The organism is Acidovorax sp. GW101-11A03 (assembly GCF_059424825.1).
Genome location: NZ_JBWKZU010000028.1, coordinates 25,753 through 49,174 on the forward strand (window position 1 = coordinate 25,753; position 23,422 = coordinate 49,174).

At 67.3% G+C, this 23,422-nt stretch carries 19 protein-coding genes; 9 read left to right on the plus strand and 10 right to left on the minus strand.

Annotation, left to right across the window (positions count from 1 at the left end; genetic code table 11):
- Window positions 1–8: 8 nt before the first annotated feature.
- Window positions 9–896: an AraC family transcriptional regulator gene (locus AC07Z7_RS13300; RefSeq protein ID WP_494766499.1), complete on the minus strand. Its 888-nt coding sequence runs from the start codon at window positions 894–896 to the stop codon at window positions 9–11.
- Window positions 897–1,045: 149 nt separating this feature from the next.
- Here AC07Z7_RS13300 and AC07Z7_RS13305 point away from each other — a divergent pair, with 149 nt between their 5' ends.
- From AC07Z7_RS13305 to AC07Z7_RS13320, 4 genes are all read left to right on the plus strand, one after another.
- Window positions 1,046–1,609, plus strand: a complete 564-nt coding sequence (locus AC07Z7_RS13305; protein ID WP_494766500.1) for a carboxymuconolactone decarboxylase family protein — start codon at window positions 1,046–1,048, stop codon at window positions 1,607–1,609.
- 168 nt (window positions 1,610–1,777) lie between these two features.
- The gene (locus AC07Z7_RS13310; protein WP_494766501.1) at window positions 1,778–2,416 is read left to right on the plus strand and encodes a pyridoxamine 5'-phosphate oxidase family protein; all 639 of its coding nucleotides are present in this window, start codon (window positions 1,778–1,780) and stop codon (window positions 2,414–2,416) included.
- 94 nt (window positions 2,417–2,510) lie between these two features.
- Window positions 2,511–3,263 (plus strand): sulfite exporter TauE/SafE family protein, encoded by a 753-nt coding sequence (locus AC07Z7_RS13315; protein WP_494766502.1) that lies wholly within the window; start codon window positions 2,511–2,513, stop codon window positions 3,261–3,263.
- Between the two features lie 106 nt (window positions 3,264–3,369).
- Window positions 3,370–5,295: a sensor domain-containing diguanylate cyclase gene (locus tag AC07Z7_RS13320; protein WP_494766503.1), complete on the plus strand. Its 1,926-nt coding sequence runs from the start codon at window positions 3,370–3,372 to the stop codon at window positions 5,293–5,295.
- 121 nt (window positions 5,296–5,416) lie between these two features.
- On the opposite strand, the gene AC07Z7_RS13325 is transcribed toward AC07Z7_RS13320, so the two are convergent.
- From AC07Z7_RS13325 to AC07Z7_RS13345, 5 genes are all read right to left on the minus strand, one after another.
- Window positions 5,417–7,390, minus strand: coding sequence for an alkyl/aryl-sulfatase (locus AC07Z7_RS13325; RefSeq protein ID WP_494766504.1), 1,974 nt, complete (start codon window positions 7,388–7,390; stop codon window positions 5,417–5,419).
- A gap of 108 nt (window positions 7,391–7,498) precedes the next feature.
- Window positions 7,499–8,491, minus strand: a complete 993-nt coding sequence (locus AC07Z7_RS13330; RefSeq protein ID WP_494766505.1) for a Bug family tripartite tricarboxylate transporter substrate binding protein — start codon at window positions 8,489–8,491, stop codon at window positions 7,499–7,501.
- Between the two features lie 62 nt (window positions 8,492–8,553).
- Window positions 8,554–9,780, minus strand: coding sequence for an acyl-CoA dehydrogenase family protein (locus AC07Z7_RS13335; RefSeq protein WP_494766506.1), 1,227 nt, complete (start codon window positions 9,778–9,780; stop codon window positions 8,554–8,556).
- A 170-nt stretch (window positions 9,781–9,950) separates the two neighbouring features.
- A complete protein-coding gene (locus AC07Z7_RS13340) occupies window positions 9,951–11,561 on the minus strand; it encodes an AMP-binding protein (protein WP_494766525.1) in 1,611 nt (536 codons plus the stop codon).
- A gap of 167 nt (window positions 11,562–11,728) precedes the next feature.
- A complete protein-coding gene (locus tag AC07Z7_RS13345; protein ID WP_494766507.1) occupies window positions 11,729–12,724 on the minus strand; it encodes a LysR family transcriptional regulator in 996 nt (331 codons plus the stop codon).
- Window positions 12,725–12,900: 176 nt separating this feature from the next.
- Between AC07Z7_RS13345 and AC07Z7_RS13350 the strand changes: the two genes are divergently transcribed.
- The 3 genes from AC07Z7_RS13350 to AC07Z7_RS13360 all read left to right on the plus strand — a co-directional run bounded on the left by AC07Z7_RS13350 (window position 12,901) and on the right by AC07Z7_RS13360 (window position 14,955).
- The gene (locus AC07Z7_RS13350; protein ID WP_094291774.1) at window positions 12,901–13,455 is read left to right on the plus strand and encodes a hypothetical protein; all 555 of its coding nucleotides are present in this window, start codon (window positions 12,901–12,903) and stop codon (window positions 13,453–13,455) included.
- A gap of 78 nt (window positions 13,456–13,533) precedes the next feature.
- Window positions 13,534–14,229 (plus strand): M23 family metallopeptidase, encoded by a 696-nt coding sequence (locus AC07Z7_RS13355; RefSeq protein WP_494766508.1) that lies wholly within the window; start codon window positions 13,534–13,536, stop codon window positions 14,227–14,229.
- A gap of 63 nt (window positions 14,230–14,292) precedes the next feature.
- Entirely contained in the window at window positions 14,293–14,955 is a 663-nt protein-coding gene (locus AC07Z7_RS13360) for an HAD hydrolase-like protein (RefSeq protein ID WP_494766509.1), read from the plus strand.
- Between the two features lie 219 nt (window positions 14,956–15,174).
- On the opposite strand, the gene AC07Z7_RS13365 is transcribed toward AC07Z7_RS13360, so the two are convergent.
- The 4 genes from AC07Z7_RS13365 to AC07Z7_RS13380 all read right to left on the minus strand — a co-directional run bounded on the left by AC07Z7_RS13365 (window position 15,175) and on the right by AC07Z7_RS13380 (window position 21,683).
- Complete coding sequence (locus AC07Z7_RS13365) at window positions 15,175–17,019, minus strand: gamma-glutamyltransferase family protein (RefSeq protein ID WP_494766510.1); 1,845 nt, start codon at window positions 17,017–17,019, stop codon at window positions 15,175–15,177.
- A gap of 263 nt (window positions 17,020–17,282) precedes the next feature.
- Entirely contained in the window at window positions 17,283–18,857 is a 1,575-nt protein-coding gene (locus AC07Z7_RS13370) for an alkaline phosphatase D family protein (protein ID WP_494766511.1), read from the minus strand.
- 205 nt (window positions 18,858–19,062) lie between these two features.
- Complete coding sequence (locus AC07Z7_RS13375) at window positions 19,063–20,595, minus strand: GGDEF domain-containing protein (RefSeq protein ID WP_494766512.1); 1,533 nt, start codon at window positions 20,593–20,595, stop codon at window positions 19,063–19,065.
- A gap of 113 nt (window positions 20,596–20,708) precedes the next feature.
- Window positions 20,709–21,683: an NADPH:quinone oxidoreductase family protein gene (locus AC07Z7_RS13380; RefSeq protein WP_094291779.1), complete on the minus strand. Its 975-nt coding sequence runs from the start codon at window positions 21,681–21,683 to the stop codon at window positions 20,709–20,711.
- Between the two features lie 150 nt (window positions 21,684–21,833).
- Between AC07Z7_RS13380 and surE the strand changes: the two genes are divergently transcribed.
- Both surE and AC07Z7_RS13390 read left to right on the plus strand, forming a co-directional pair.
- Window positions 21,834–22,628, plus strand: coding sequence for a 5'/3'-nucleotidase SurE (surE, locus tag AC07Z7_RS13385; protein WP_494766513.1), 795 nt, complete (start codon window positions 21,834–21,836; stop codon window positions 22,626–22,628).
- Window positions 22,628–23,416: a protein-L-isoaspartate(D-aspartate) O-methyltransferase gene (locus tag AC07Z7_RS13390; RefSeq protein WP_094291781.1), complete on the plus strand. Its 789-nt coding sequence runs from the start codon at window positions 22,628–22,630 to the stop codon at window positions 23,414–23,416. The genes surE and AC07Z7_RS13390 overlap by 1 nt, the downstream gene beginning before the upstream one ends.
- Window positions 23,417–23,422: the final 6 nt, after the last annotated feature.

Sequence of the window (23,422 nt, forward strand, 5' to 3'; positions counted from 1 at the left end):
GAGCCGGGCTATGCGGCAACACCGTCCAGCCAGCCCCGTGGCGACACCCCCAGCTTCTGCGCAAACACCCGCGACAGCGCTGAAGGGTTGGCATAGCCCAGCTCGTTGGCAATTGACTTCAGCGACCGGCCACCGCGCAAATGTGCCTGCGCCAACGTCAGCCGCCAGTGCACCAGGTAGTCGGCCGGGGTCTCGCCCACCACGGCCTTGAAACGGGCGGCGAACGCGCTGCGCGACAGGCCTGCCTGCTGCGCCATCTGCTCCAGGCTCCAGGCCTGGCCGGGCGCCTCGTGCAGGGCCGTGAGGGTGCGCGACAGGTGCGGGTCGGCGAGGCCGGTCAGCAAGCCCGGCGGCATCTGCGCCTGCTGCGGGTGGTCCAGCAGCCAGCGCAGCAGCTGCAGCAGCACCACTTCAAACAAACGGTCGGCCAGCACGCGGTGGCCGCAGCGCAGGCGGTCGGTTTCGGCAAACAGCAGGTCCAGCGACTGCTGCAGCCCGTCCACCGCGCCCAGCGGCAGCACCACCAACGGGGGCAAGGCGCGGGCCAGCGGGTGGCTGGCGCCGCCATCAAAGTCCAGCGCGGCGCAGGTGAAGTCCGAGCCATCGGTAGGCGCGTTGTGAAAAAAGTGCTCCAGCGGCCGGGCATAGAACAGCAGGCTGGGCTCGCACACCTGAAGCCTCTCGGGCGGGCCCGCCTGGGGCTGGTGTGTGACCACCATCTCGCCCCGGCGCAGCACATGCAAAAAGCCCCGGCCCGGCGCTGCCGCAAAGTGCGTCACGCCACACAGCGGCCCGTTGTGGAACAGGTGCGCCCGCACCCGAAACCGCTCCAGCAGCGGCGACAGGCGATCCAGCGGCGCGGCGCTTGGTGAGGGCTGTGGGTGGTCTGTGGGCATGGGATTTGGATGAATTGGTATGAATGATGGATTTTTTGTGCCCAATGGTACGCCTTGGCGCAAGACACTGCAGGGGTGCTGTGCATCAGCGCCCGGCGCCACACCCGGCGACGGATCTCCAACGTTCAACTACCTGCAAGGAAATCACCATGTCCCATACCTCCTCTTCCGCCCGCGTTTCTCTGGTCGAGCGCACCGCCGCCAGCGGCCCGGCGCGTGCGCTGCTGGACCAGATCCACGGCGCCTTTGGCACCACGCCCAACATGTTTCGCGCTGTCGCCAACTCGCCCGCCGCGCTGCAAAGCATGTGGGCTGCCTTTGGCGCGCTGGGTGGCGGCGTGGTGGGCGCGGCCCTGGGCGAGCAGATCGCCGTGGCCGTGGCCAACCGCAATGCCTGCGATTACTGCCTGGCCGCCCACACCGCGCTGGGCCGCAAGGCGGGCGTGAGCGGCGAGGCGCTGGCCGCGGCGCAGTCGGGCGAATCTGCCGACCCGCGCACCGCCGCCGTGCTGCGCTTTGCGCTGCAGCTCGTCAACCAGCGCGGCCAGGTCGATGCCGCCGACGTGCAGGCGCTGCGCGACCAGGGCCTGAGCGACGAGCACATGGTTGAGATCGTGGCCCATGTGGCGCTGAACCTGTTCACCAACTATGTGAATGTGGCGCTGGCCGTTCCGGTGGATTTCCCCGGCGTCAAGCTGCGGCCGGGGCGTTGACTGGCGGGGCCCGGGTCTCCTGCCACTGGCAACAGGCGCCCGCGTGGCAGGTGGCAGATGCGCTGTTGTGGCCTCTGTCACGCTGGCAGACCACAATGTCGTTGGACCACGCGGCAGACCCGCCGCGCCCCGGCCAGCCCTGCCATCCCAACGAAAGACGCCACCGCCATGACCGAGGCCCCCGCACCGACCGACCCCCACGCCATCGACACGCTGCAGCGCCTGGAGGCGCTGCTCGGCCAGCCCAGCGACGCATCGCTCAGCAAAGAGGTGCCGTACATCCACCCCGCCTACCGTGCCATGATCGAAGCCGCGCCCTTTGCGGTGCTGGCCACCACCGGCCCGGGCGGGCTGGATGCTTCGCCGCGTGGCGACCCGCCCGGTTTCGTGCAGCTGCTGGACGACAAAACCCTGCTGCTGCCCGAGCGGCGCGGCAACAATCGCGCCGACAGCCTGCGCAACATCGTGGCCGACCCGCGTGTGGCGCTGCTGTTCCTCATCCCCGGCGTGGGCGAAACCCTGCGCGTGAATGGCCGCGCACGCATCAGCGTCGCGCCCGATCTGCTTGCGCGCTTCGTGGTCAACGGCCAGCCGCCCAAGTGCGTGGTCGTGGTGGATGTGGAGACCGTCTTCTTCCAGTGCGCCCGCGCCATCCAGCGCTCGCAACTCTGGAGCACCGTGCCTCCCGGCACCCCGCGCCCTGTGCCCACACCGGGCGCCATCCTTGCGGCCATCACGCTGGGCCAGTTTGACGGCGCCACCTACGACCGCGACCTGCCTGCACGCCAGCAGGCCACGTTGTACTGAGCTTTGTGGCCCGCTGCTGGCGCCTCACTGCCTGCCCACACAATGGCACCAGGGCGCTGCCAGCACAGCGCGCAACCAATGCAGAGGGAGAGGCATGGATTCCGTTTTGTTGATCGTGGCGGTCGGCGCCGTTGCCGCAGGCTTTGTGCAAGGCCTGTCGGGCTTTGGTTTTGGCATGGTCGCCATGTCGTTCTGGGCCTGGAGCCTGGAGCCCCGCCTGGCGGCGGTGCTCACGGTGTGCGGCGCACTCGCGGGCCAGCTGGTGGCCGCCGCCACCGTGCGCCGGGGCTTTGACCGCGTGCGCCTGCTGCCCTTTGTGCTGGGCGGCCTGGCGGGCATCCCCCTCGGCGTGGCCGTGCTGCCCCGCCTGGACATGGACGCGTTCAAGCTGGTGCTGGGCACCCTGCTGGTGCTGTGGTGCCCCGCCATGCTCATGGCCAAACAACTCCCCCGCATCACCCGGGGCGGCCGTGTGGCCGATGCGGCGGTGGGCTTGGCAGGCGGTGTGATGGGCGGCCTGGGCGGCTTCACCGGTGTGCTGCCCACCCTGTGGTGCACCCTGCGCGGGCTCGACAAGGATGTGCAGCGCGCCATCATCCAGAACTTCAACCTGGCCATGCTGCTGGTGACCTTTGCCACCTACCTCGCCACCGGCCTGGTCACCCGCGAAGCCCTGCCCCTGCTGGCCATCGTTGTGCCCGCCATGCTGGTGCCCACGTTGCTGGGCGCCAAGCTGTACCACGGCATCAGCGAGGCAAGGTTTCGGCAGATTGTGCTGGGCATGCTGACGCTGTCGGGCTTGGCGATGCTGGTGGCCAGCGTCCCCAAGGTGCTCATGTATCGATAGCGGAAAGCGCTTTTCAGATGCGCGCTGGAGGCCTTTTTTTGTTGTCCTCTTGGTATTGCCATCCTTTCATCGACCAAGTGCGGATGCGCCGCTACATTTCGGTGGCATGGAGCAAGAAGATGACACCACGCGGCCATCGGACGTGGACGACCGTCTTGAAGCCGGGGCGCCGCGCCGCCGCTATCGGCTCGCCACGCCGCTGAGCCTGGCGATTGCGCTGGGCTGCCTCGCGGCCGTTGCGGGCCTGTGGCTGGTCACGCTGCAGCGTGTGGCGTTCGAGCGCGAGCAGGCCGTTGCTTCGGCCATGCAGTCCAACGCCAACCTGGCCATTGCCTTCGAGCAGCAGGTGGTCCGCACCCTCAAGGCGGCCGAGCAGGTGGCGGCCTTTGTGCGCGAGCAGTACCTGCAGCAGGGCACCGACATCAACCTGCGCGACTGGGTGGCGCGCGGCGTGATCCGTGAGCCCATGTTCACCATCATCAGCGTGGTCAACGAGCAGGGCGACATTGTCAGCAGCAGCCAGGAGACCGGGGCCGTCAACTACAGCGACCGCGCTTTTTTCCAGGCGCTGCGGCGCAGCGAGCGCGATGAGCTGTTCGTGAGCGAACCCGTGCTGGGCCGTGTGTCGGGGCTGTGGCGCATTCCGATGGCGCTGCGCATCGTGAGGGAGGGGGGGCGCTTTGGCGGCGTGGTGGTGATGTCGGTGGACCCGACGAATTTCACGGACTTTTACCGGCAGGCCGACCTGGGCGCCCAGGGGCTGCTGGAGCTGACCGGGCTGGATGGCGTGGTGCGGGGCCGAAAGTCTGGCGGCAAGGTGAGCTTTGGTGCTGACGCGCGCAGCCTGCCCTGGTTCCAGCGCCAGGCGGCAGCGCCCGAGGACGATCTGATCGACGCCCACGGTGCGGTGGATGGTGTGCCGCGCATCCTCAGCTACCGCAGCATGGCGGGCCATCCGCTGATGGTGACCGTGGGCTCGGCCTCCAGCGAAGTGCTGGAACCCGTGATGCAGCGGCGTGCGGGCTACCTGGCCCTGGCAGCGGGCGCGAGCGTGGCGCTGCTGTGTTTTGGCGCGCTGCTCATCGTGGTGCTGGCGCGCCAGCGGGCCGTGGCCGATGTGCTCGCGTCCAGCGAGGGGCTGTTCCGCGCCACCTTCCACCAGGCGGCCACGGGCATCGCCCACATCACGCCCGAGGGCCGCATCCTGCGGGCCAACGACAAGTTCTGCCGCATGCTGGGTTATTCGCTGCAGGAGCTGCGCCAGCGCGACCTGTTTGCGCTGAGCGATGAGGGCGAGCGCGAAGCCGTGCGCCGCTTTCTGGCGCAGCGCCTGGTGGCGCACTCGCCCGTGTTGTCGCCCGAGATGGAGAAGGCCTACCGGCGCAAGGATGGCGGCCTGTTGTGGGTGTATGAGGCCCTGGGCCTGGTCAAGGATGCGCAGGGCCGTCCGGACTTTCTGGTGGTGGTGACGCAGGACATCAGCGCGCACAAGGAGCTGGAGATGCGCCTGTCGCACGACGCGCTGCACGACGCGCTCACCGGCCTGCCCAACCGCGTAATGTTCAACGACCGCTTTGCGCGTGTGCTCGAATCGGCCCGCCGCTACGGACGGCGTGCCGCCGTGCTCTATGTGGACCTCGACGGCTTCAAGTCCGTCAACGACCAGTGGGGCCACGCAGCGGGCGACCAGCTGCTACAGCAGGTCGCCCGGCGGCTGGAGGACTGCGTGCGCGCCGAAGACACCGTGGCGCGGCTGGGTGGGGACGAGTTCGGCATCGTGCTGGCGGCCATCGACCAGGTGGAGGACTGCGAGGTTGTGGCGGACAAGGTGCTGTCCGCGATGGCGCAGCCTTTTGTGCTGGACAGTGCGGTTGCACAGGTGTCGGCCAGCGTGGGGGCGGGGCTGTACCCGCGCCACGGCAGCGATGCCGATGCGCTGCTGGCGCAGGCCGATGCCGCGATGTATGCCGCCAAGCAGGCGGGCAAGAACCGCTTCAGCACCGACACAGCGCCCAGCCCGCTGGCCGAGTGAAGCGCAGGCCCACCGGGTGGGCACCACCGGCTGGCGTTGGGTTTTCTCTTGTTGCAATCGCTCCTGATTCAGGAGCGGAAAGCGCTTTGTATACGGGCGCTGGAGGCCTTTTTCATCCACATCACCGTGTCATGATCGGAAAGTCGCGCGCTGGCTTGTCCAGCAGCGCCATCAGCTGCCGAAGCGCCTGGGGGTCGCCTTCGACGCGCAGCGCGCCGGTGGTGGCCAGATCTTGCGGCGTGGCCTGGCCGTTCATCAGGCGCAGAAAGGCGGGCTTGGTGAGCACCAGTGTGGCGGCGGCGGGCCAGGGCGGTGTGCCCGGGCGGTGGTGCAGCACCGCATTCTCGATCCACAGGCCGTGGTTTTCCTGTGCGTCGGTGAAGCGCAGCGCCACGGCCAGGCGCAGGCCGTCGGCGCGCGGGCCGTTGAGCGAGGCGGCCATTGCGTCCAGAAACTGCGGGATGGGCGTTTGCATGAGCATGTCGGCCACGGCAGAGCGCGGGGCCGACGCGTTGCGTGGGGCTGGGCCCTGGCGCAGCTCCTGCGCGCCGGTGAGGTAGAAGTTGCGCCAGGGCGCAGATTCAGCGGCGTAGCCCATTTGCTCGAAGCTGCGCGCCATCAGGTCTTTGGCCGCTGCGTTGTTGCTGTCCGCCAGAAGCACATGGCGCAGCAATTCAGCGGCCCAGCGGTAGTCGCCCGCGTTGTAGGCCTGGCGCGCGGCGGCCACCGCAGCGTCTGCGCCGCCCGCCAGGGCCACGTAGCGGCGTGCGGCCTCCACGGGCGGCAGCGGGTCGAGCGTGGCGGGGTGCGCGTCGAACCAGCCCAGATAGAACTGGGCCACCGCGCGCACGTTGTGCTTGACGGTGCCGTAGTACCCGCGCGACGCCCATTGCGCCGCGAGCGTGGAGGGCAGTTGCACGGCTTCGGCGATCTCGCCAGGGGTCAGCCCGGCGTTGAGCAGGCGCACCGTCTGGTCGTGCAGGTAGCGGTAGGTGTCGCGCTGCGTGGTCATGAAGGTGTCGATGCGCTCGCGGCCCCACACCGGCCAGCCATGCTGCAGGAAGACCACATCCGCACGGCTTGCGTGCGCAATGGCGCCGTCGATGTAGCGCGACCACGCCAGCGCATCGCGCACCTTTGCGCCGCGCAGGGTGTAGAGGTTGTGCAGCGTCTGCGAGACCAGCTCGGCCGCGCCGAATGCGCGCAGGTCGGGCAGCTCGAAGACCATCTCGGCCGGGGCTTCGGAGCCTGGCACGTTGTGGAACACGAAGCGCACGCCGTCAATGTCGAGCGCCTGTGTGGGCTGGTCGATGAGCACCGTGGGCGGCAGGATGCCGATGCGCCCGGCCGCCACGGCCATGCCCAGGCCGTTGTCCACCACGCCGCGCGTATCGCGTGGCAGCTGGCTGCCATACATGAAGCCCGCGCGGCGCGACATGGCGGGGCCGAGCAGCACGTTCTCGCTGGTGGCCTCTTCCATGAAACCCACGGGCGCCACGATGGGCACGCCGCGCGCCTGGGCGTCCTGCGCGGTCAGCACGCCCAGGGCGCCGCCGAAGTGGTCCACATGGCTGTGCGTGAACACCAGGCCCGACACCGGCTGTGCGCCCAGGTGCTGGCGCGCGAACGCGAGGGCGGCGGCCGCCGTCTCCTGCGTGGTGAGCGGGTCCACCACGATCCAGCCTGTGCGGCCCTGGATGAGCGTGAGGTTGGCCAGATCGAACCCGCGCAGCTGCCAGATGCCCTCGCGCACCTGGTACAGGCCGGGCGTCTGGTTCAGGCGCGCCTGGCGCCACAGGCTGGGGTGCACGGTGGGCGGCGCCTCGCCCTGCGCAAACCGCAGCGCGTCGAAGTCCCACACCACCTGGCCCTGGGCGTTGCGCACCTGGCCGCTGGGTGTGGCGATCAGGCCCCGGCGAGCATCTTCGAAGCTGGCAGGCGCATTCACGTCCAGCGTGCCCAGGGATGTGGTCTGGCGCGCACGCGTAGCGGCGGTTGCGTCCTGCCGGACATCGGCCACCTGGGCAAAGGTTGCAGGGGCCAGGCCCAGCCAAAGCGGCAGGGTGAGTGCCGCGCACAGGGAGAGGGTTCGCATGGAGAAGCTAACTGTTTGAGAATTAAAAATGGCCCCATCGCCTGATGGATATGCGCTGACAGCTATCAAAATTGAAGCGGATCATCTGGTGGCGCATGCCCGGCGCCGTCACATCGGTTCGAGCTTGATGCGCTTCATCATGGCTTCGGTGAAGCCGATTTCCCGGCCGAAGGCACGTGTGAAGGTCTCACTGTCTTGCGGGTGGACCATGCCGCCTTGCTCTTCGAGCGCTGCCACCACGGCGGGCTGGCGCAGGGCGGCTTCGAATGCGGAACGCACGCGCGAGACGATGGCATCGGGTGTGCCGGTGGGCACGGAGACGCCGCCCCACGAGGTCAGCTCCACGCCCGGCAGCCCCGCCTCGGCCAGCGTGGGCACGGTGGGCAGCTTGGGGTTGCGCGCGGGTCCCGTCACGGCCAGCGGGCGCAGCTTGCCCGCCACGATGTTGGAGTACGCAACGGCGGTGATGGGTGCGCCAAAGGTGACCTGCTGGCCCAGCACCGCGTTGACGATTTCCGACGCGCCCTTGTACGGCACATGCGTGGCCTGCGCCTGGCTCACGCTGAGCACCATCTCCACCCCCAGGTGCGAGGGCGTGCCGACGCCGCCCGAGGCGTAGTCCAGTTTGCCGGGCTGCGCACGCATGCGCGCGAGCAGGTCGGCCAGGGTGCGGATGTCGCTTTGCGCGTTGACGATGACCACCGTGTCCGAACTGGTGAGCCCGATCACATGGCGAAAGTCCTTGAGTGCGTCGTAGCCCGGCTGCTTGTACATGCGCATGCTCGCTGCCATGGGCGACCCGGCATAGACCCAGGTGTAGCCGTCCGGCGCCGCCTTGGCCGCCTGGCGTGCACCCAGGTTGCCGCCTGCACCCCCCTTGTTCTCGATGACCACGGGCTGGCCCAGTTCCTTCGACACGGCCTCGGCCACGATGCGGGCCGTGGTGTCCGGGCCCGTGCCCGCGAGGTAGGGCACGACCCATTTGATGGGGCGCGCAGGCCATGCCTCGGTGGCCAGCGCGGGGGCGCCGGCCAGCAGCGGCAGCAAGCCCGCAGCGATCAGTGCGCGGCGGCGCAGGTGGGGGATGGGTTGCTTGGTCATGTCTTGTCTCCTTGTCATTTTCTATGAGGGTTGTTTTGGCGCGTGGTGGGCGGCGCAGCCGCTCAGGGGGATGCCAAAAGCTCTTTCGCGATGGTGTTGCGCTGGATTTCGCTGGTGCCGGTGAGCACGCGGTACATGCGCAGCATGCGAAACAGGAACTCCACGCGACGGCCTTGCACGATGCCCTCGCCGCCGTGGATCTGCACCGCGCGGTCGGCGATGCGGAAGGCCGCCTCCGAGCAGAACAGCTTGGCCATGGACGATTCGGCGCGCGGCTCGGCGCCTGCATCAATCGCGCGGGCCGTGGCCAGCATCAGCCCGCGCGCGGCGGCCCAGTCGGTCGCCATGTCGGCCAGCATGTGCTGGATGGCCTGGAACTGGCCGATGGCACGGCCGAACTGGTGGCGCTGCTGCGCGTAGTCGCGTGCATCGCGCAGGGTCACCTGCGCCAGGCCCAGCATGGCCGGGCAGTGCAGCAAGCGGTTCACGCTGATGCGGCCCAGCGCCAGCGCCAGGCCGCGCCCGGGCTCGCCGATCAGGTTGGCGGCGGGCACGCGCGCTCCGTCCAGCACGATGTTGCCCGTGCTGGTCTGTCCGGCCATGGTCTTGTAGCCCGACTCCACACGCACGCCGGGTGCATGCAAGTCCACAAAGAAGGCCGTGACCTCGCGCTTTTTCGGGTCGGGGTCGTCGTGTGTGGCGGTGGACGCCATCAGGACCGCGTAGTCGGCAAACGGCGAGCCCGAGATGAAGCGCTTGGTACCCGTGATCACGTAGTCGTCGCCATCGCGCACGGCCCGTGTCTGCACGTTGCCAGCGTCCGATCCAGCCTCGGCCTCGGTCAGCGCGAAGCAGATGGCCATCTCGGCCCGCGCCACCGGCAGGATGAACTGCTGCATCTGGTGCGGTGTGGCCATGCGCGCCAGCGCGCCCACGCGCGGCGGGCCACTCAGCTCGCCAAACACATGGGGGGCGAATGGCGAGCCGCTGGCGTAGATGGCTTCCTTGACCAGCACATGGTCCAGCGTGGACAGGCCCAGGCCGCCCATCTTCTGCGGCAGCGTCATGCCGTAAAAGCCCAGCGCGTGCGAGCGCTTCCACACCTGCTGCAGCAAGGCCCTGTCGGGCGCGTTCTCGTGGTCGATGCCATGCTCGCGCGCCAGCGCCGCCAGCTCGCCATACAGAAACTCGTTGATGCGCGCGATCAGTTCGGCCGCCTGCGACGAGCCTTCAAAAGGCATGCCGGGAAACAGCGGCGCGGGGAGGGGGGATGTGATGTCGTTGTTCATGTCAGGATTCCTTGTCGTTGGCTGTGACAGCGGGCTCTGGAAACCGGCGCAGGCCCAGGCGAGAGACGCCGAGCAAGGGCCGCCCCGCAGCGAGGGCGTCGTCCCCCTTCCCGCAGCGCGCAGCGATGCGAGAGAAGGGGGAAGGCGCGTAGCGCCTCAGGGGGATGTACCTAGTTCACCATCCGCCCACGCCCCTCCCAATACGGAGCCTGCACGGCGCGGCGCATCACCTTGCCGTTGGGGTTCTTGGGCAGGGTGGTGACGAATTCGATGCGCCGGGGCCGCTTGAACCCGCCCAGGTGCTGGGCGCAGAACGCGTCGATCGCAGCGGTGGTGTCGGCACCGGCCGCACGGCCGGGCTTGAGCACCACGTGCGCGGCCACGGCCTCGCCCCACTTGTCATCGGGCACGGCGAACACGCAGGCATCGGCAATGGCGTCGTGCTGGTACAGCACTGCCTCCACCTCCGACGGGTACACGTTGAAGCCGCCGCTGATCACCATGTCCTTCTTGCGGTCCACGATGTAGACATAGCCCTCATCGTCCATGCGCGCCAGGTCGCCCGTGTGGTAGGCACCGTCCTTCAGCACCTCGGCCGTCAGCTCGGGCGCGCGCCAGTAGCCCGCAAAGATGTCGTCGCCGCGCACCACGATCTCGCCGATCTCGCCGGTGGCCACGGGCTGGCCGTCGTCGCCCAGGATCTGCACATCGCATTCCAGAAACGGGCGCCCGCACGAGGCCAGCCGCTCGGGCCGCGCCGCGCGGGCAAACAGGTGGTCCTCCACCGACAGGCCGCACACGCCCGAGGTTGTCTCGCCCGCGCCATAGCCTTGCTGCAGGATGGGGCCGAACACGTCCATGGCCTGCAGGATGCGCGCGGGCGCCATGGGGGCGGCGCCGTAGCCCAGGCGCAGCAGGTCGGGCAGGGGGCGGTACTGGCCCTCCAGCTCGGCCAGCAGCATGTTGATCATGGTGGGCACCATGAAGGTGTGGGTCACCCGGTCGGCCCGCATGTCGGCGATGAAGCGCGGGGGCTCGAAGCCGTTGAACAGGCGGATGGTGACCCCCTGGCACAGCGCCGGTACCATCTGCATGCCCGATGCATGGGTGATGGGGCCCACCAGCCCCAGGATGTGGCCGGGCTGCTGCCCGTCCGAGCGGGTAAGGAACTTGCGCAGCTGCGCAAGGCGGTTGCCGAAGGTCTGCATGGCCGCCTTGAGCACGCCGGACGAGCCCGAGGTGTAGTGCAGCACGGCGACTTCGTCCTCGAACACGGCCACCGGGGCGAATGCGTCGCTGGCCTGGGCCAGTGCTGATTCATACCCTGCGGGGCCCGCTTCGTCGGTCAGCAGCAGCTGGGGCATGGCGCTGGGCATGCTTTGCGACACATGCGGGCGGATGGTCTCGGCGCGCTCGGCAGTGGTCACGATCAGCGCCGCGCCGCTGTTGGCGGCAATGGCGCCGACCTCGGTGGGCGAGAGCCGGGCGTTGAACGGCGCCTTGATCAGCCCGGCCTTGTAGCAGGCGATCTCGATCTCGACCACCTCGACACAGTTGGGCAGGTAGATGCCCACGCGGTCCCCGCGCTGCAGGCCCAGGCCCAGCAAGGCGTTGGCCAGGCGGTTGGTGCGCTGCTCCAGATCGGCGTAGGTGATGCTGCGCGCAGGGCTCTTGACCGCTATGCGGCGGGCATGGGCACGGGCGCTGCGCGCCACAAGGGCGCCCACGTTGGCGACGGGGCGGCGATGGGCGCAGCTGTGGGGGGGCGGGGTGGTGGTGATGGTCGTCTCCTGGAGTGCAACCCCCTGTGTGGCGGGGGCTTGGCCGGACTGTTCCAGAAGATGGGGGTATCAGGGAAATACCGATTGCTGATCGGGAGGCATCAATCGAATTGATGGCTGCGGGGCTGCTGCCGTTTGGCGGCCCTTTCGTGCTCTGCTGGCCCGCATCATGGCGCTGCGCCAGGCCCGGTGATCTCTGCATCCCACCGGCCGGTGTCTGCAAGGCGCTGCGCCACAGCGGCCAGGGCCTGCAAAACGGCCTGCATCACACCGTCTGCACCGGGGTCCCGGTCCCGCTCGGGGGCCGTGGCCACGGTGTAGGCACGGGCCATCTCCGGGTTGACCACACGTGCCACCAGCCAGTCAGACGCCATGGCGGGTGTGTCGCCCATCGCGCAGGCCGGCGTGAACGTGAAGCCTGCGCCACAGGCGTACAGCGAGCGGATCACGCGGGCCGAATCGTGCTCATGCACGATGTTCAGCGCCGTGCCGCGCAAGGCCGCAGCGTCTTCCACCTGCTGGCGGATGGAAAAACGACGCGACTGCAGCACCAGCGGCTGCGCGGCGGCCACCGCAAAGTCGATGTCGGGGCGCGTGGGGGCGGCGGATGCTGACGGGCGCTGCAGCAGGGCGCGCACGGTGCCATCGGCGTCGTGCCCGCAGAAGTACATGGATTCGCGCGCGAACGGCCTGCACACCAGGCCCTCTGCCTGCGGCGTATCCACCAGGATGCCAATGTCTGCACGCCGCTCGACCATGGCCTTTTTGACCATGAGGCTGAGGTCGTCCAGCACGAACACCCGGATGCGCGGGTGTGTCTCTTTCAGGCGCGCAAGCAACGGCCCCATGAGCAGCGACGACAGCAGAAACGGCACGGCGATGGTGACCGAGCCTTCCGGCCCCTGGGGCAGGCGCTGGATACGTTCACGCATGGCGGTGGCATCGCTCAGCAGGCGCCGTGCGTCCTGGTACAGCTGCACCCCGGCTTGCGTGGGGGTGACACCCGCGTGCGACCGTTCCAGCAACTGCGCGCCCAGCTCCGATTCCAGTTTCTTGATCTGGGCCGTGAGCGCAGGCTGCGCGATGTACAGGCTGCCCGCCGCCCGAGAGAGGCTGCCGGCCTCGACCACGGCAATGAAGTAGCGCAGGCTTCGTAGATCCATGGGGCTCGACTTTAGCGGGGCGCAGGGGCGGATGGTTGCAGGGCCTGGCTCCGCCCTGCCTGTGCCCTTTCAGAGCTTCATGCCCACGCAGCGCACGGGTGGCGCAGCTGCACAAAAACCAGCTCTGTGGCGGGTGGCACACCGGTCGGTAGCCATCGGCAAGCGATACTTCGGCCATGAGCAAGTCATCAGTCGACGCGAATTACCGGTTCATCGCCGCGTACCAGGAAGTCAACGCCCGCATCGCACAGCGCCAGCAGGCACTTACCCTGTACGTTACGCTGGTCGTCAGCCTTCTGGCGGCCCTGGTGGCTCTCAGGCCCAGCCAAAGCGGCTCCGAACCTCCGATCGAATGGCTGATTCTTGGCTTTCCGGTGGCATCGGTGTGCCTTGCGATGCTGAACTACAAGTCTGAGCGCGCCATCTCCAATCTGCGCCACTTTCTGGCTGAGCTGGAGCGCCTGGACAATGCCCACACCAGCCTGCCGAGCTACAACACAGATCCGCGCTGGTCCGCTGGTGCCAACAGGGCAAGACGCTTCCATGACTTTGCTGCAGCCATCCTTGCCGTCGGCGGCAACGCCATCGGTCTTGGGGCTGCATGGAAAATTTACCCTCAACGCCTGAGCGAGTCATATGTCTTCTTCTATGGCAGCATCTTTCTGGCATTCATTTCATTGGCCATCTTGCTGGCCACCTCCAAGTGGAGCTATCGCCCAAGCGCCAGCTGACCGCTGCGCCAGGAGGGCGTTCACAAGCGGGCGTCGCCCACCTGCAATCGTCCCTTGCGCCGACCGGTGGGCAACACAATGCCATCCTCGTTGAGCGTTGGCTTTCCGCTGTTCGGTGAGTGGTACGTTGGCGCCGACGGCACCGAACCCGGGCATGAACTTGCGCTTGACTTCATGCGCCTGGACAAACACCTCAAGGCCACGAACCGTGCCGCATGGCGAGAACTGCTGACAGCTGTTCCCCTTGAAGAGCACCATGGCTGGGGGCAACCGATCCTTAGCCCCTTCCATGGGAAAGTCGTTACGGCCGTGGATGGCTGTCCCGAGTACCCCCAAAGCTACCTGATGAAGCTCTGGGGCCTAGTGCGGGCATCGTGGTTGCCCTCCCGAGAGAGGCGCCGACTGGCAGGTCTGATCGCCAGTGGATCAGGAGACATCCGGGAATTCGCAGGGAATCATCTTGTGATCGAATCGCTTGAATCTCCCGGCATCTATGCCTTCTTGGCCCATGCTCGGCGGGGCTCCCTGAGCGTCAAAGCGGGGGATCTTGTGCGTGGGCTGCAGCCAGTCGCCGAGGCGGGCGACAGCGGGCAGTCGAATGTGCCTCACTTGCACTTTCAGCTGATGTCCTGCCCCAATCCTCTGGCGCAGCAACTGATACCCTTCACGTTTTCGGTTTATGAAGCCCATGTGGATGGGCGCTGGCTCATTCAAAGAAATTCATTGCCAAGGCGCAGGCAGAGGATTCGCAGTGTTGCCCAACCCTTTATTTGAGAGGACAGGCCTCGGCAAGCCGGGTCTTGCCGCTCATGTTGAACGTTAGACAGTATTGGTTAAATGAAATATAAGCTCGCAATTTTTGATTTTGATGGAACGCTCGCTGACTCGTTTCCCTTTTTTATTCAAGTCTTTAATCAACTCGCCCAAAAGCACGGATTCAGAGAGATCGATGCGGATGCTGTTCCCGGCTTGCGTCAGAAGAGCGCAAGGCAAATAATGCAGCTGGTAGAGTTGCCCAAGTGGAAGCTTCCTTTTGTTGCAAAGGACTTTGCCTCCCTTATGAAAAGCAATGCGGCAAGCATCTCCTTGTTTGAGCATATTGAATCCACGTTGCTTCATTTGGCAAATAATGGGGTCGCCCTGGCGGTGGTTTCATCGAATGCTTACGACAATATCCGTGAAATTCTTGGTGCGGACATGATGAAGATCATCACGCACTTTGAGTGCGGGATGTCCATTTTTGGTAAATCACCACGAATACGGAAGGTACTGAAAGAGGCCGGAGTTTCCTGCCATGAAGCCATCTATATTGGTGATCAAATCTCCGACTTGGATGCTGCGCGAAAAGAGAAAGTCGCTTTTGGCGCCGTGTCATGGGGATATGGGGCGATAGAGTCTCTTCGGGGCCATTCACCCGAAGAAGAGTTTGAAAATGTACTTTCGATGAGAAGAGTCGTCCCACACAGCTATACGGACTCTTCCACGGCAGCCGTGGCCTGACCGATTGGGGGGCCGCAGGTAAAACACCTTGGGCGTGGTGAGCCTTTGTCGTGGCAGCGCAGCATCACGAAGCTCTGGAGGCTTCTTTCCTGTGCAAGAGGGTCGCTTCATGAAGCGGCTTGCGGTCGCGCTGCGTCACGTAACGGATGTGCGCCAGTTGCGCCAGATGGTTGGCCAGCGCGGGTGGGTTGATGCCAAGACATCAACCCATCCACTCTCTCAGTCCCCCATCACCACCCCCTCCCGCCGTGGGTCCGCGCCACCCATCCACAGCTTCTTGCCATGCGCCTGGCCGCGCGTGATGGCTTGCAGGCCACTGGTCATGTTCATTTCGCGCACTTCGGCGCCCCGGGCGCGCAGGGCCTCCACCGTGGCGGGTGGGAAGCGTTTCTCTTCCAGCAGCGTGGGGCCGTTCATCGAGCCGAAGTTGGGCAGGTTGATGGCCTGCTGGGGCATCAGGCCCCAGTTGAAGACGCCATACAGCGTCTTGGCCGTGTAGTGGATGATGGCCGCGCCGCCGGGGCTGCCGCCGCTCATCAGCAGCTCGCCCGTGGCCTTGTCGAACACCAGCGTGGGCGACATCGACGAGCGCGGGCGCTTGCCAGGTTGGACGCGGTTGGCAATGGGCTGGCCTTGTGCGTCGGTGGGGGCAAAGCTGAAGTCGGTCAGCTCGTTGTTCAGCAAGAAGCCTTTGACCATTTGCCGCGCGCCAAACTGGTCTTCGATGGTCGTGGTCATGGCCACGGCGTTGCCGAAGGCATCGACGATGCTGATGTGGCTGGTGCCGAATTCGGGCTGGTCGGGCATGGGGGCATAGCCGGCCTTCACGGCTGCCGGGTTGCCGGGCTGGGCGACCTTCATGCTCTGCTGGCCGATGAGCTTGGCGCGCTCGGCCAGGTAGGCAGGGGCGATCAGGCTGGTCCAGCTGCCTGCGGGCGGCTGCACAAAGTCGGGGTCGGCCACGTAGAGTGCGCGGTCGGCAAAGGCCAGGCGGGCGGCTTCGGTGTACAGGTGCAGCCAGTCGGCCGATGGGATGCCGTCTTGCAGGGGCTTGGCGGCGGCGTCGGTGTTTTTCAGGATGCCCAGGATCTGCCCGATGGCGATGGCGCCCGAGCTGGGCGGCGGGAAGCCGCAGATGCGGAAGTCCTTGGCCTGCACCTGGTAGTCGTGGCAGAGCGCTTCGCGCTTTTTGGGCTGGTAGCTGGCCAGGTCGGCCAGGCTGAGCTTGCCGGGGTTGGTGGGGTGCTTTTGCACCTTGTCCACGATGGCCTGGGCGATCTCGCCTTCGTGCAGGGCCTTGCTGCCCTCGGCGGCGATGCGGCGCAGCACGGCGGCCAGCTCGGGGTTGCGCAGATTGAAGCCCACGTCGCGGGCGTCGCCGTCGGGTTTGTAGAAGTAGGCGGCGGCCACCGGGTCTTTCTTGAGGTGGGCGTCGGCCTTGACCAGGGTGTTGAGCCGCGCACTGACCTTGAAGCCGCCTTCGGCCAGCGTGATGGCGGGCTGGAACAGCGTGGCCCAGGGCAGTTTGCCGTGCTGCTTGTGCGCCATCTCCAGCATGCGCACGGTGCCGGGCACGCCCACCGAGCGGCCGCCCACCACGCCGTCATAAAACTGCACGGGCTTGCCGTCGGCGCCCAGGAAGAGTTTTTCGTCGGCGGCTGCGGGCGCGGTCTCGCGGCCATCGTAGGCCTCCACCAGCTTGCCGGTGCTGTGCAGCAGGAAGGCACCGCCGCCGATGCCGCTGGACTGGGGCTCCACCAGGGTCAGCACCATCTGCACGGCGATGGCGGCGTCGATGGCCGAGCCACCGGCCTTGAGGATCTGGTAGCCCGCGTCGGTGGCCAGCGGGTTGGCGGCGGCCACGGCGAACTTCTCGGTGGCCCAGCCGGGTTTTTCGGTGTAGCCCGAAGAACCTTCGGGCTGGGCGGGCACGGTGTAGGCGAACTGCGAGGGGCTGCTGGCGCAGCCCGCAAGCAGGGCTGCGAGTGCGGCGCAGGCCACCAGGTGGCGCCGTGGCGCGGATGGGCGGGTGGCTGCAGCGGAGGAGGGCGTGGGGGTGGGCATGGGCTGGTTTCTCCTGGGTGGCAAGAAGTGACAAGCAGAAAGGACAAGCAAGCAAACAAGCGAGTGAGCGTGCAAGCAAGAACCAGCGGCCATCGTACGGCGCCTGGCGCGGCTTGGGGGCGCGGCGTTACATTGCGCTACAGGCTCCGGATTCAAAGCTTTTTAGGCCATTCCGCCCTATGGATATGCCTTTTAAGCTATCAAATGTGTAGCAAATGCATTTCTCAGGGCGCCGCCCACCACTGCGGCGTTCCGCCTGCGGTCTACGCGGCCACGGGCCCCGCACGGCCGTCCTGGACGACAAAGCGGGCGAGCGTGCTGGCGCCGCTGTCGGCGCGCAGGGGGTCGTCGAGCACGCGCAGGGTGGTGGTCCACTGGGTGGGCGTGATGTGGGCCAGGCCGTAGCCGCGCAGGTCGCAGCGGGCCAGCAGCACATGCGGGTTGTGGCGCACCACGGCGTCCACCTTGTCCTGGGTGGTGCCCGAGCGGGAGCTGATGGAGGTGCCGCAGAACTCGCTGGCGATGACGGGCGAGTCGGGGCGGTCTGCGTTGGCGTGCACGCGGCAGACGTAGTTCTGGTGGATGTCGCCGCCCAGCAGCACGGTATTGCGTGGCTTGTGCTTTGCCACGGCCTGCAGCAGGCGCGCGCGGGCGGCGGGGTAGCCGTCCCAGTTGTCGGTGGTCACCGTGCCTGAGGGGTAGTGGCGCGGCGAGAACAGGGTTTGCTGCGCGATCACACTCCAGCGGGTGGCGTCTTGCGTGGCGGCATCGGTAGCCAGACCGGTGTGCAGCCATTGCTCTTGCGCGGTGCCCAGCAGGCTGCGGGTGGGGTCGGCCAGGTCGGCGCAGCTGTTGCCGCGCACGGGGCCTGCGCTGCCGGAGTCTGGCGCGCGGCATGCCTGCCAGCTGCGGTACTGGCGGCTGTCCAGCAGGTGGATGTGCGCGAGCCGGCCCCAGCGCAGGCGGCGGTAGACCTGCAGCGCGTCCCACCGGGTGTCGGGGAAGGGGCGGTTCAGGCTGGCGGCGCGCAGGGGCATGTTTTCGTAGAAGGCCTGCCAGGCGGCGCCGCGCTGCGCCAGGAAGCTGGTGGCATCGCCCCGGCCTGTGTGCTCCGCGGTGGCGGCGTAGTCGTTCTGCACTTCGTGGTCGTCCCAGGTCACGGACCAGGGGCAGGCGGCGTGGGCGGCCTGAAGGGCCGGGTCGCTTTTGTGCAGCGCGTAGCGGTCGCGGTAGTCGGCCAGCGTGGTGGCCAGGCGCAGGCTGTGGGTGCGCGCCAGGTCGCTGGTGTTTTTGGGCGTGGCGTATTCGTAGATGTAGTCGCCCAGGAACAGCACCAGGTCCGGCTGGTCGGCCACCAGATGGCGCCACGCGGCGTAGTGGCCGTGCTCCCACCTTTGGCAGGACGCAAAGGCGATGCGCAGCGCATCCGGCATATCGCCCGCTGCAGGAGCGGTGCGCGTGCGGCCCACGGTGCTCACCGCCTCGCCCAGCATGAAGCGGTAGTGGTACCAGCGCGCTGGCTGCAGGCCGCGCAACTCCACGTGCACGCTGTGCCCTAGCTGCGGTAGCGCTGTGGCTTCGCCCTTTTGCACGATCTGCGCAAAGCGCGCGTCGTGCGCGACCTCCCACCGCACGGTGTGGGTGGCCAACATCTGTGCGGGCTGCGTCAGCACCAGACGGGTCCAGAGAACCACGCCATCGGGCGTGGGGTCGCCACTGGCGACACCCAGTGCAAAGGGGTTGCTTTGCAGCGTGGGCGGGTTGCTCCACGCCCAGCGGGGGAGGGTGGATGTGGTGGCCGCGCAGGCGGCGTGTTGCAGAAAGGCGCGGCGGTTCATGGGTCGCTGGTATTCAGGTGTTGAGCAGTTTCACCCGCAGCTGTTTCGGGATTGACGAGTCTTGGGCATCCTGTCACTTGCCTCGTCTACTGCCGGTCGATACCGGCGCACCCCAGGCCAGTGCCACCGTGGAGCTGGCTTTGCCAGGCCACGGGTGGCGTCCCCCCTTTGGGGGAAGGCGCCGAAGGCGACACAGGGGGAGCCACTACGCCGCCATCACCCGGTTCTTCCCCGAGCGCTTGGCCAGGTACATGGCCTGGTCGGCACGCAGGATGGCGTCGGTGCTGCTTTCGGTGTCGCTCAGCTGCGCCACGCCTGCGCTGAAGGTGATGAGCACCTTCTCGGTGCCTTGCAGAAAGAAGCGGGTGGTCAGCTCGCGCTGCAGCCGTGTCATGGCGGCCGCGCCGGCTTCGACTGCGGTGTCGGGCAGCACGATGACAAACTCTTCACCGCCATAACGGGCCAAAAGGTCCTGTGGCCGCATGACCTCGCGCGTGACCTGGGCCAGGTGCACCAGGGCCGCATCGCCACCTGCGTGGCCCAGGCGGTCGTTCAAGGACTTGAAGTTGTCCAGGTCCAGCAGCGCCAGGCACAGGGGCGATCCCATGCGGCGGGCGCGGGCAATCTCGCGCTCCATGGCTTCGTCCAGGCCCTTGCGGTTGAGGGTGCCGGTGAGCGGGTCGTGCCGGGCCTGAGAACTGGCGCGGTCGAGTTCTTCCTGCAGCTTGGCCACTTCAGCGCGCTTGGCCTCGGTGCGCTCGCGCAGGTCCTGCAGCTCGTCATGCGCCACGCGGCTGTCCAGCGCCATGGCGCGGGTGGCGCTCATCACCTCCTGCAGCACGGGTGCGATGTCCTGCAGGCTGCTGGCCTTGCCGATGAGGTCGGCGCAGCGTTCCATCGTGCCCTGGTAGCTGGTGCTGGAGGCGGTGATCTTGGCCAGCCGCTCGATGAAGGTGGCGAGCATGTCCTTCATCTGCTCTTGCGCTTCGAGCGTGCGGGCCTTGGCCTCGGTCTGCTTGAAGATCACGTCCTTGAGGCGGCGCTGCACGTCGTCGAGCCGGCGCAGGGTGAGCGGCGGGGTGGAGGCGGTCATCAGCGCCTCGGCCTGGCCGTGCAGCCACCGGTCGTCCACGCTGAGCACGGCAATGTTCTCGAAGATCATGTGCAGCAACTCCAGCAGGCTGGTGCGGATGGCGGCCTGGTCTTCGGTGGCAAACGACAGCCGGTAGGTGAAGTTGCCCAGCATGAGCTGCGCTGTGGCCACGGGGGGCGAAGGTTCGCGCAGGAAGGTGACGAGTTGCTTGGCCATCTCGATCACGCGGGCGTCGTCCTCGCCGAGCGCGGGCAGGGTGTTGTCGATGAGGCGCGCCAGGGTTTCTGCCAGTTCGGGCGGCAATTCGCCCAGGGCGGTGGGGGCGCTGGCGGTTTCGATGGGGGCGGCGGCGGCGGGGTGCAGGCCCAGGTTGGCATAGCCCACCATCACGCTTTGCAGCGAGGTCCAGTCCTTGGTGATGATGGCCCGCTCGAACTGGGTGAGCAAACGCTTCTGGGCCGGGGTCTGGGCGGGCAGCACCCGCTGGATGCCGCTCAGCGGTCCGTCGGGGAAGGGCTGCGGGCTGCGAGTGCCCGCAATCTCGTCGTACAGCGCCAGGTAGTTGTCAGGGGTGGGTTGCAACCGGCGGGCCGCCAGCTGTTTCAGTGTCTCGCGCGCGATCTCGGATGGGAGGCGGTCGGCCATGGGTGGGCACCAGTGTCAGGAGGGGCGGGAAGGCGCAAGTGTGACACAGCGGATGGCTTTTTTGGGCAGGGGCGCCCGGCCTGGCGGGGCCCCTGCAGGGGGCTGGCAGAGGCTCAGTTCACCATCACGAGCTTGCCCATCACGCCGCGCGAGCCCATGTGGGCGTAGGCGGCGGGCAGTTCGGCCATGGGCATGGTGCGGTCGATCACGGGCTTGATCTTGCCCTGGGCGTACCACTGGGCCAGCTCGCCCATCATGGCGGCGTTGGCCTTGGGCTCGCGCTTGGCAAAGTCGCCCCAGAACACGCCCACGATGGAGGCGCCCTTGAGCAGCGCCAGGTTGAACGGCAGCGCGGGGATGGGGCCCGAGGCAAACCCCACCACCAGGTAGCGGCCGCGCCAGGCAATGGAGCGGAACGCGGGCTCGGCAAAGTCGCCGCCCACGGGGTCGTAGATCACATCGGGGCCTTTGCCGTCGGTGAGAGTCTTGATGGCGTCGCGCAGGTTGTCTTTGCTGTAGTTGATGGTGGCGTCGGCACCGATGGAGGTGCACAGCGCGCATTTCTCGTCGCTTGAGGCGGCGGCGATCACGCGCGCGCCCATGGCCTTGGCGATCTGGATCGCGGCCGTTCCAACCCCGCCAGCGGCACCCAGCACCAGCACGGTTTCGCCTGCCTTGAGCTGAGCCCGGTCCACCAGCGCGTGGTAGGACGTGGCGTAGATCATGATGAAGGCGGCGGCATCGACATGCGAGAAGCCGTCGGGCAGCGGCATGCACAGTGCGGCGGGCGCAATGGTGTGCGTGCCAAAGCCGCCCGTGCCTGACAGGCAGGCCACGTTCTGGCCAACCTTGAGGTGCGTGACGCCGTCGCCCACGGCTGCCACCACGCCTGCGTACTCGGAGCCCGGCACAAAGGGCAGCGGCGGCTTCATCTGGTACTTGTTTTGCACGATCAGCAGGTCTGGAAAGTTCAGGCTGGCCGCCTTGATCTCGATGAGCACCTCGCCCGCCTTGGGGGCCGGTGTGGGCAGTTCGGTCCAGGTCAGGGCGTCAACGCCGACGGGGTTGGTGCAAAGCCAAGCGTGCATGGGAAAAGTCTCCTGTCAATGTTGGGGCGCATGATAGGCCGGGGTGCCCGGGGGCTGTTGTCCCACGAGCGACCGACCCTGCGCGCGCCATGGCGGGGCGACGCATGCAGGAGCGCCCACCTACAATCCGTTGCAACCTCTGCTGCAACCATGAAAATTCTGATTTCCAACGACGATGGCTACCAGGCCCCGGGCATCGTGGCCCTGCATGACGCGCTCAAGACCCTGGAGGGCGTGGAGGTGGAGGTGGTCGCGCCCGAGCACAACAACAGCGCCAAGTCGAACGCGCTGACCCTGCATTCGCCGCTGTACGTCCACAAGGCTGCCAATGGCTTTCGGTATGTGAATGGAACGCCAGCCGACTGTGTGCATATCGCGCTGACCGGGCTGCTGGGCTACCGGCCCGACCTGGTGGTGTCGGGCATCAACAATGGCGCCAACATGGGGGACGACACGATCTATTCCGGTACGGTGGGCGCTGCCATGGAAGGCTATCTGTTTGGCATCCCCGCCATTGCGTTCTCGCAGGTGGACAAGGGCTGGGGCGAGCTGGAAGCTGCCGCCGCCAAGGCCCGGGAGATCGTGGCGCAGATGCGTAGCCAGCAACTGGTGACCGAGACCCCCTGGCTGCTGAATGTGAACATCCCCAACATGCCGCTGGATGCGCTGCGGCCCGCCAAGTGGTGCCGACTGGGGCGCCGCCATGCGGCCGAGCGCGTCATCGTGCAGGAGAGCCCGCGTGGCGAGGCCATGTACTGGATTGGCGGGGCGGGTGCGGCGAAAGACGATGCCGAGGGCACGGACTTTCATGCCACGGCGCAAGGCCATGTGTCCATCACGCCGCTGAAGGTGGACCTGACCGATCACGACAGCCTGGGCGCCTGGGCGCAGAAGGCGTCCCAATGGGTTGCAGGGGCGGGGGCGGCTGCCGCCCCAGGCATGTGATGCAGCGCCGCCCTGGGTTTCCGGCCCGTCTGCCGGGCACGGGCAACGCTGGCGCCAAGCCGGTGGCACAGGTGTCGGCACCGGCTTCGGCCTTGGCGGCGCGCAAGCCGGTGGTGGCTGCACCGGTGGGGGTGGGGCTCGACTCGTCAGCAGTTCGCACGCGCATGGTGCAAAAACTGGCGGCGGGGGGCATCACCTCGGCGCCCGTCTTGCAGGCCATGGGGGCGGTGGAGCGCCACCGGTTTGTGGACAGCGCCCTGGTCAACCAGGCCTATGAGGACACCAGCCTGCCCATCGGGCTGGGGCAGACCATCTCCAAACCCAGCGTGGTGGCGCGCATGTGCGAATTGCTGCTGGGTGCCGAGGGCGCGCGCGCGGGCGGCCTGGGCCGGGTGCTGGAGATCGGCACCGGTTGCGGCTACCAGGCGGCGGTGCTGAGCCTGCTGGCCCGGGAGGTCTACACGCTGGAGCGGCTGCGTGGCCTGCACGACCGGGCCCGGGACAACCTGCGCCCGTTCCGGCTGGCCAACGTCCATCTGCTGTTTGGCGATGGCATGCTGGGCTATGCCAAGGGAGCCCCCTATGCCGCCATCATTGCCGCCGCAGGTGGCGATGCCGTACCCCAGGCCTGGTGCGATCAACTGGCGGTGGGTGGGCGGCTGGTGGCGCCGATGGCGCTGTCGGGCGGGCAGCAGATGTTGCTGGTGATCGACAAAACCCCGCACGGATTGAAACAAAACGTGCTCGAACCGGTGCATTTTGTCCCTCTAAAATCGGGGATTGCGTAAAGGGAA

Coding starts and splice junctions, on each gene's coding strand:
- AC07Z7_RS13300 (WP_494766499.1), bottom strand. CDS start 896: ATGCCCACAGACCACCCACAGCCCTCACCAAGCGCCGCGCCGCTGGAT.
- AC07Z7_RS13305 (WP_494766500.1), top strand. CDS start 1,046: ATGTCCCATACCTCCTCTTCCGCCCGCGTTTCTCTGGTCGAGCGCACC.
- AC07Z7_RS13310 (WP_494766501.1), top strand. CDS start 1,778: ATGACCGAGGCCCCCGCACCGACCGACCCCCACGCCATCGACACGCTG.
- AC07Z7_RS13315 (WP_494766502.1), top strand. CDS start 2,511: ATGGATTCCGTTTTGTTGATCGTGGCGGTCGGCGCCGTTGCCGCAGGC.
- AC07Z7_RS13320 (WP_494766503.1), top strand. CDS start 3,370: ATGGAGCAAGAAGATGACACCACGCGGCCATCGGACGTGGACGACCGT.
- AC07Z7_RS13325 (WP_494766504.1), bottom strand. CDS start 7,390: ATGCGAACCCTCTCCCTGTGCGCGGCACTCACCCTGCCGCTTTGGCTG.
- AC07Z7_RS13330 (WP_494766505.1), bottom strand. CDS start 8,491: ATGACCAAGCAACCCATCCCCCACCTGCGCCGCCGCGCACTGATCGCT.
- AC07Z7_RS13335 (WP_494766506.1), bottom strand. CDS start 9,780: ATGAACAACGACATCACATCCCCCCTCCCCGCGCCGCTGTTTCCCGGC.
- AC07Z7_RS13345 (WP_494766507.1), bottom strand. CDS start 12,724: ATGGATCTACGAAGCCTGCGCTACTTCATTGCCGTGGTCGAGGCCGGC.
- AC07Z7_RS13350 (WP_094291774.1), top strand. CDS start 12,901: ATGAGCAAGTCATCAGTCGACGCGAATTACCGGTTCATCGCCGCGTAC.
- AC07Z7_RS13355 (WP_494766508.1), top strand. CDS start 13,534: ATGCCATCCTCGTTGAGCGTTGGCTTTCCGCTGTTCGGTGAGTGGTAC.
- AC07Z7_RS13360 (WP_494766509.1), top strand. CDS start 14,293: ATGAAATATAAGCTCGCAATTTTTGATTTTGATGGAACGCTCGCTGAC.
- AC07Z7_RS13365 (WP_494766510.1), bottom strand. CDS start 17,019: ATGCCCACCCCCACGCCCTCCTCCGCTGCAGCCACCCGCCCATCCGCG.
- AC07Z7_RS13370 (WP_494766511.1), bottom strand. CDS start 18,857: ATGAACCGCCGCGCCTTTCTGCAACACGCCGCCTGCGCGGCCACCACA.
- AC07Z7_RS13375 (WP_494766512.1), bottom strand. CDS start 20,595: ATGGCCGACCGCCTCCCATCCGAGATCGCGCGCGAGACACTGAAACAG.
- AC07Z7_RS13380 (WP_094291779.1), bottom strand. CDS start 21,683: ATGCACGCTTGGCTTTGCACCAACCCCGTCGGCGTTGACGCCCTGACC.
- surE (WP_494766513.1), top strand. CDS start 21,834: ATGAAAATTCTGATTTCCAACGACGATGGCTACCAGGCCCCGGGCATC.
- AC07Z7_RS13390 (WP_094291781.1), top strand. CDS start 22,628: ATGCAGCGCCGCCCTGGGTTTCCGGCCCGTCTGCCGGGCACGGGCAAC.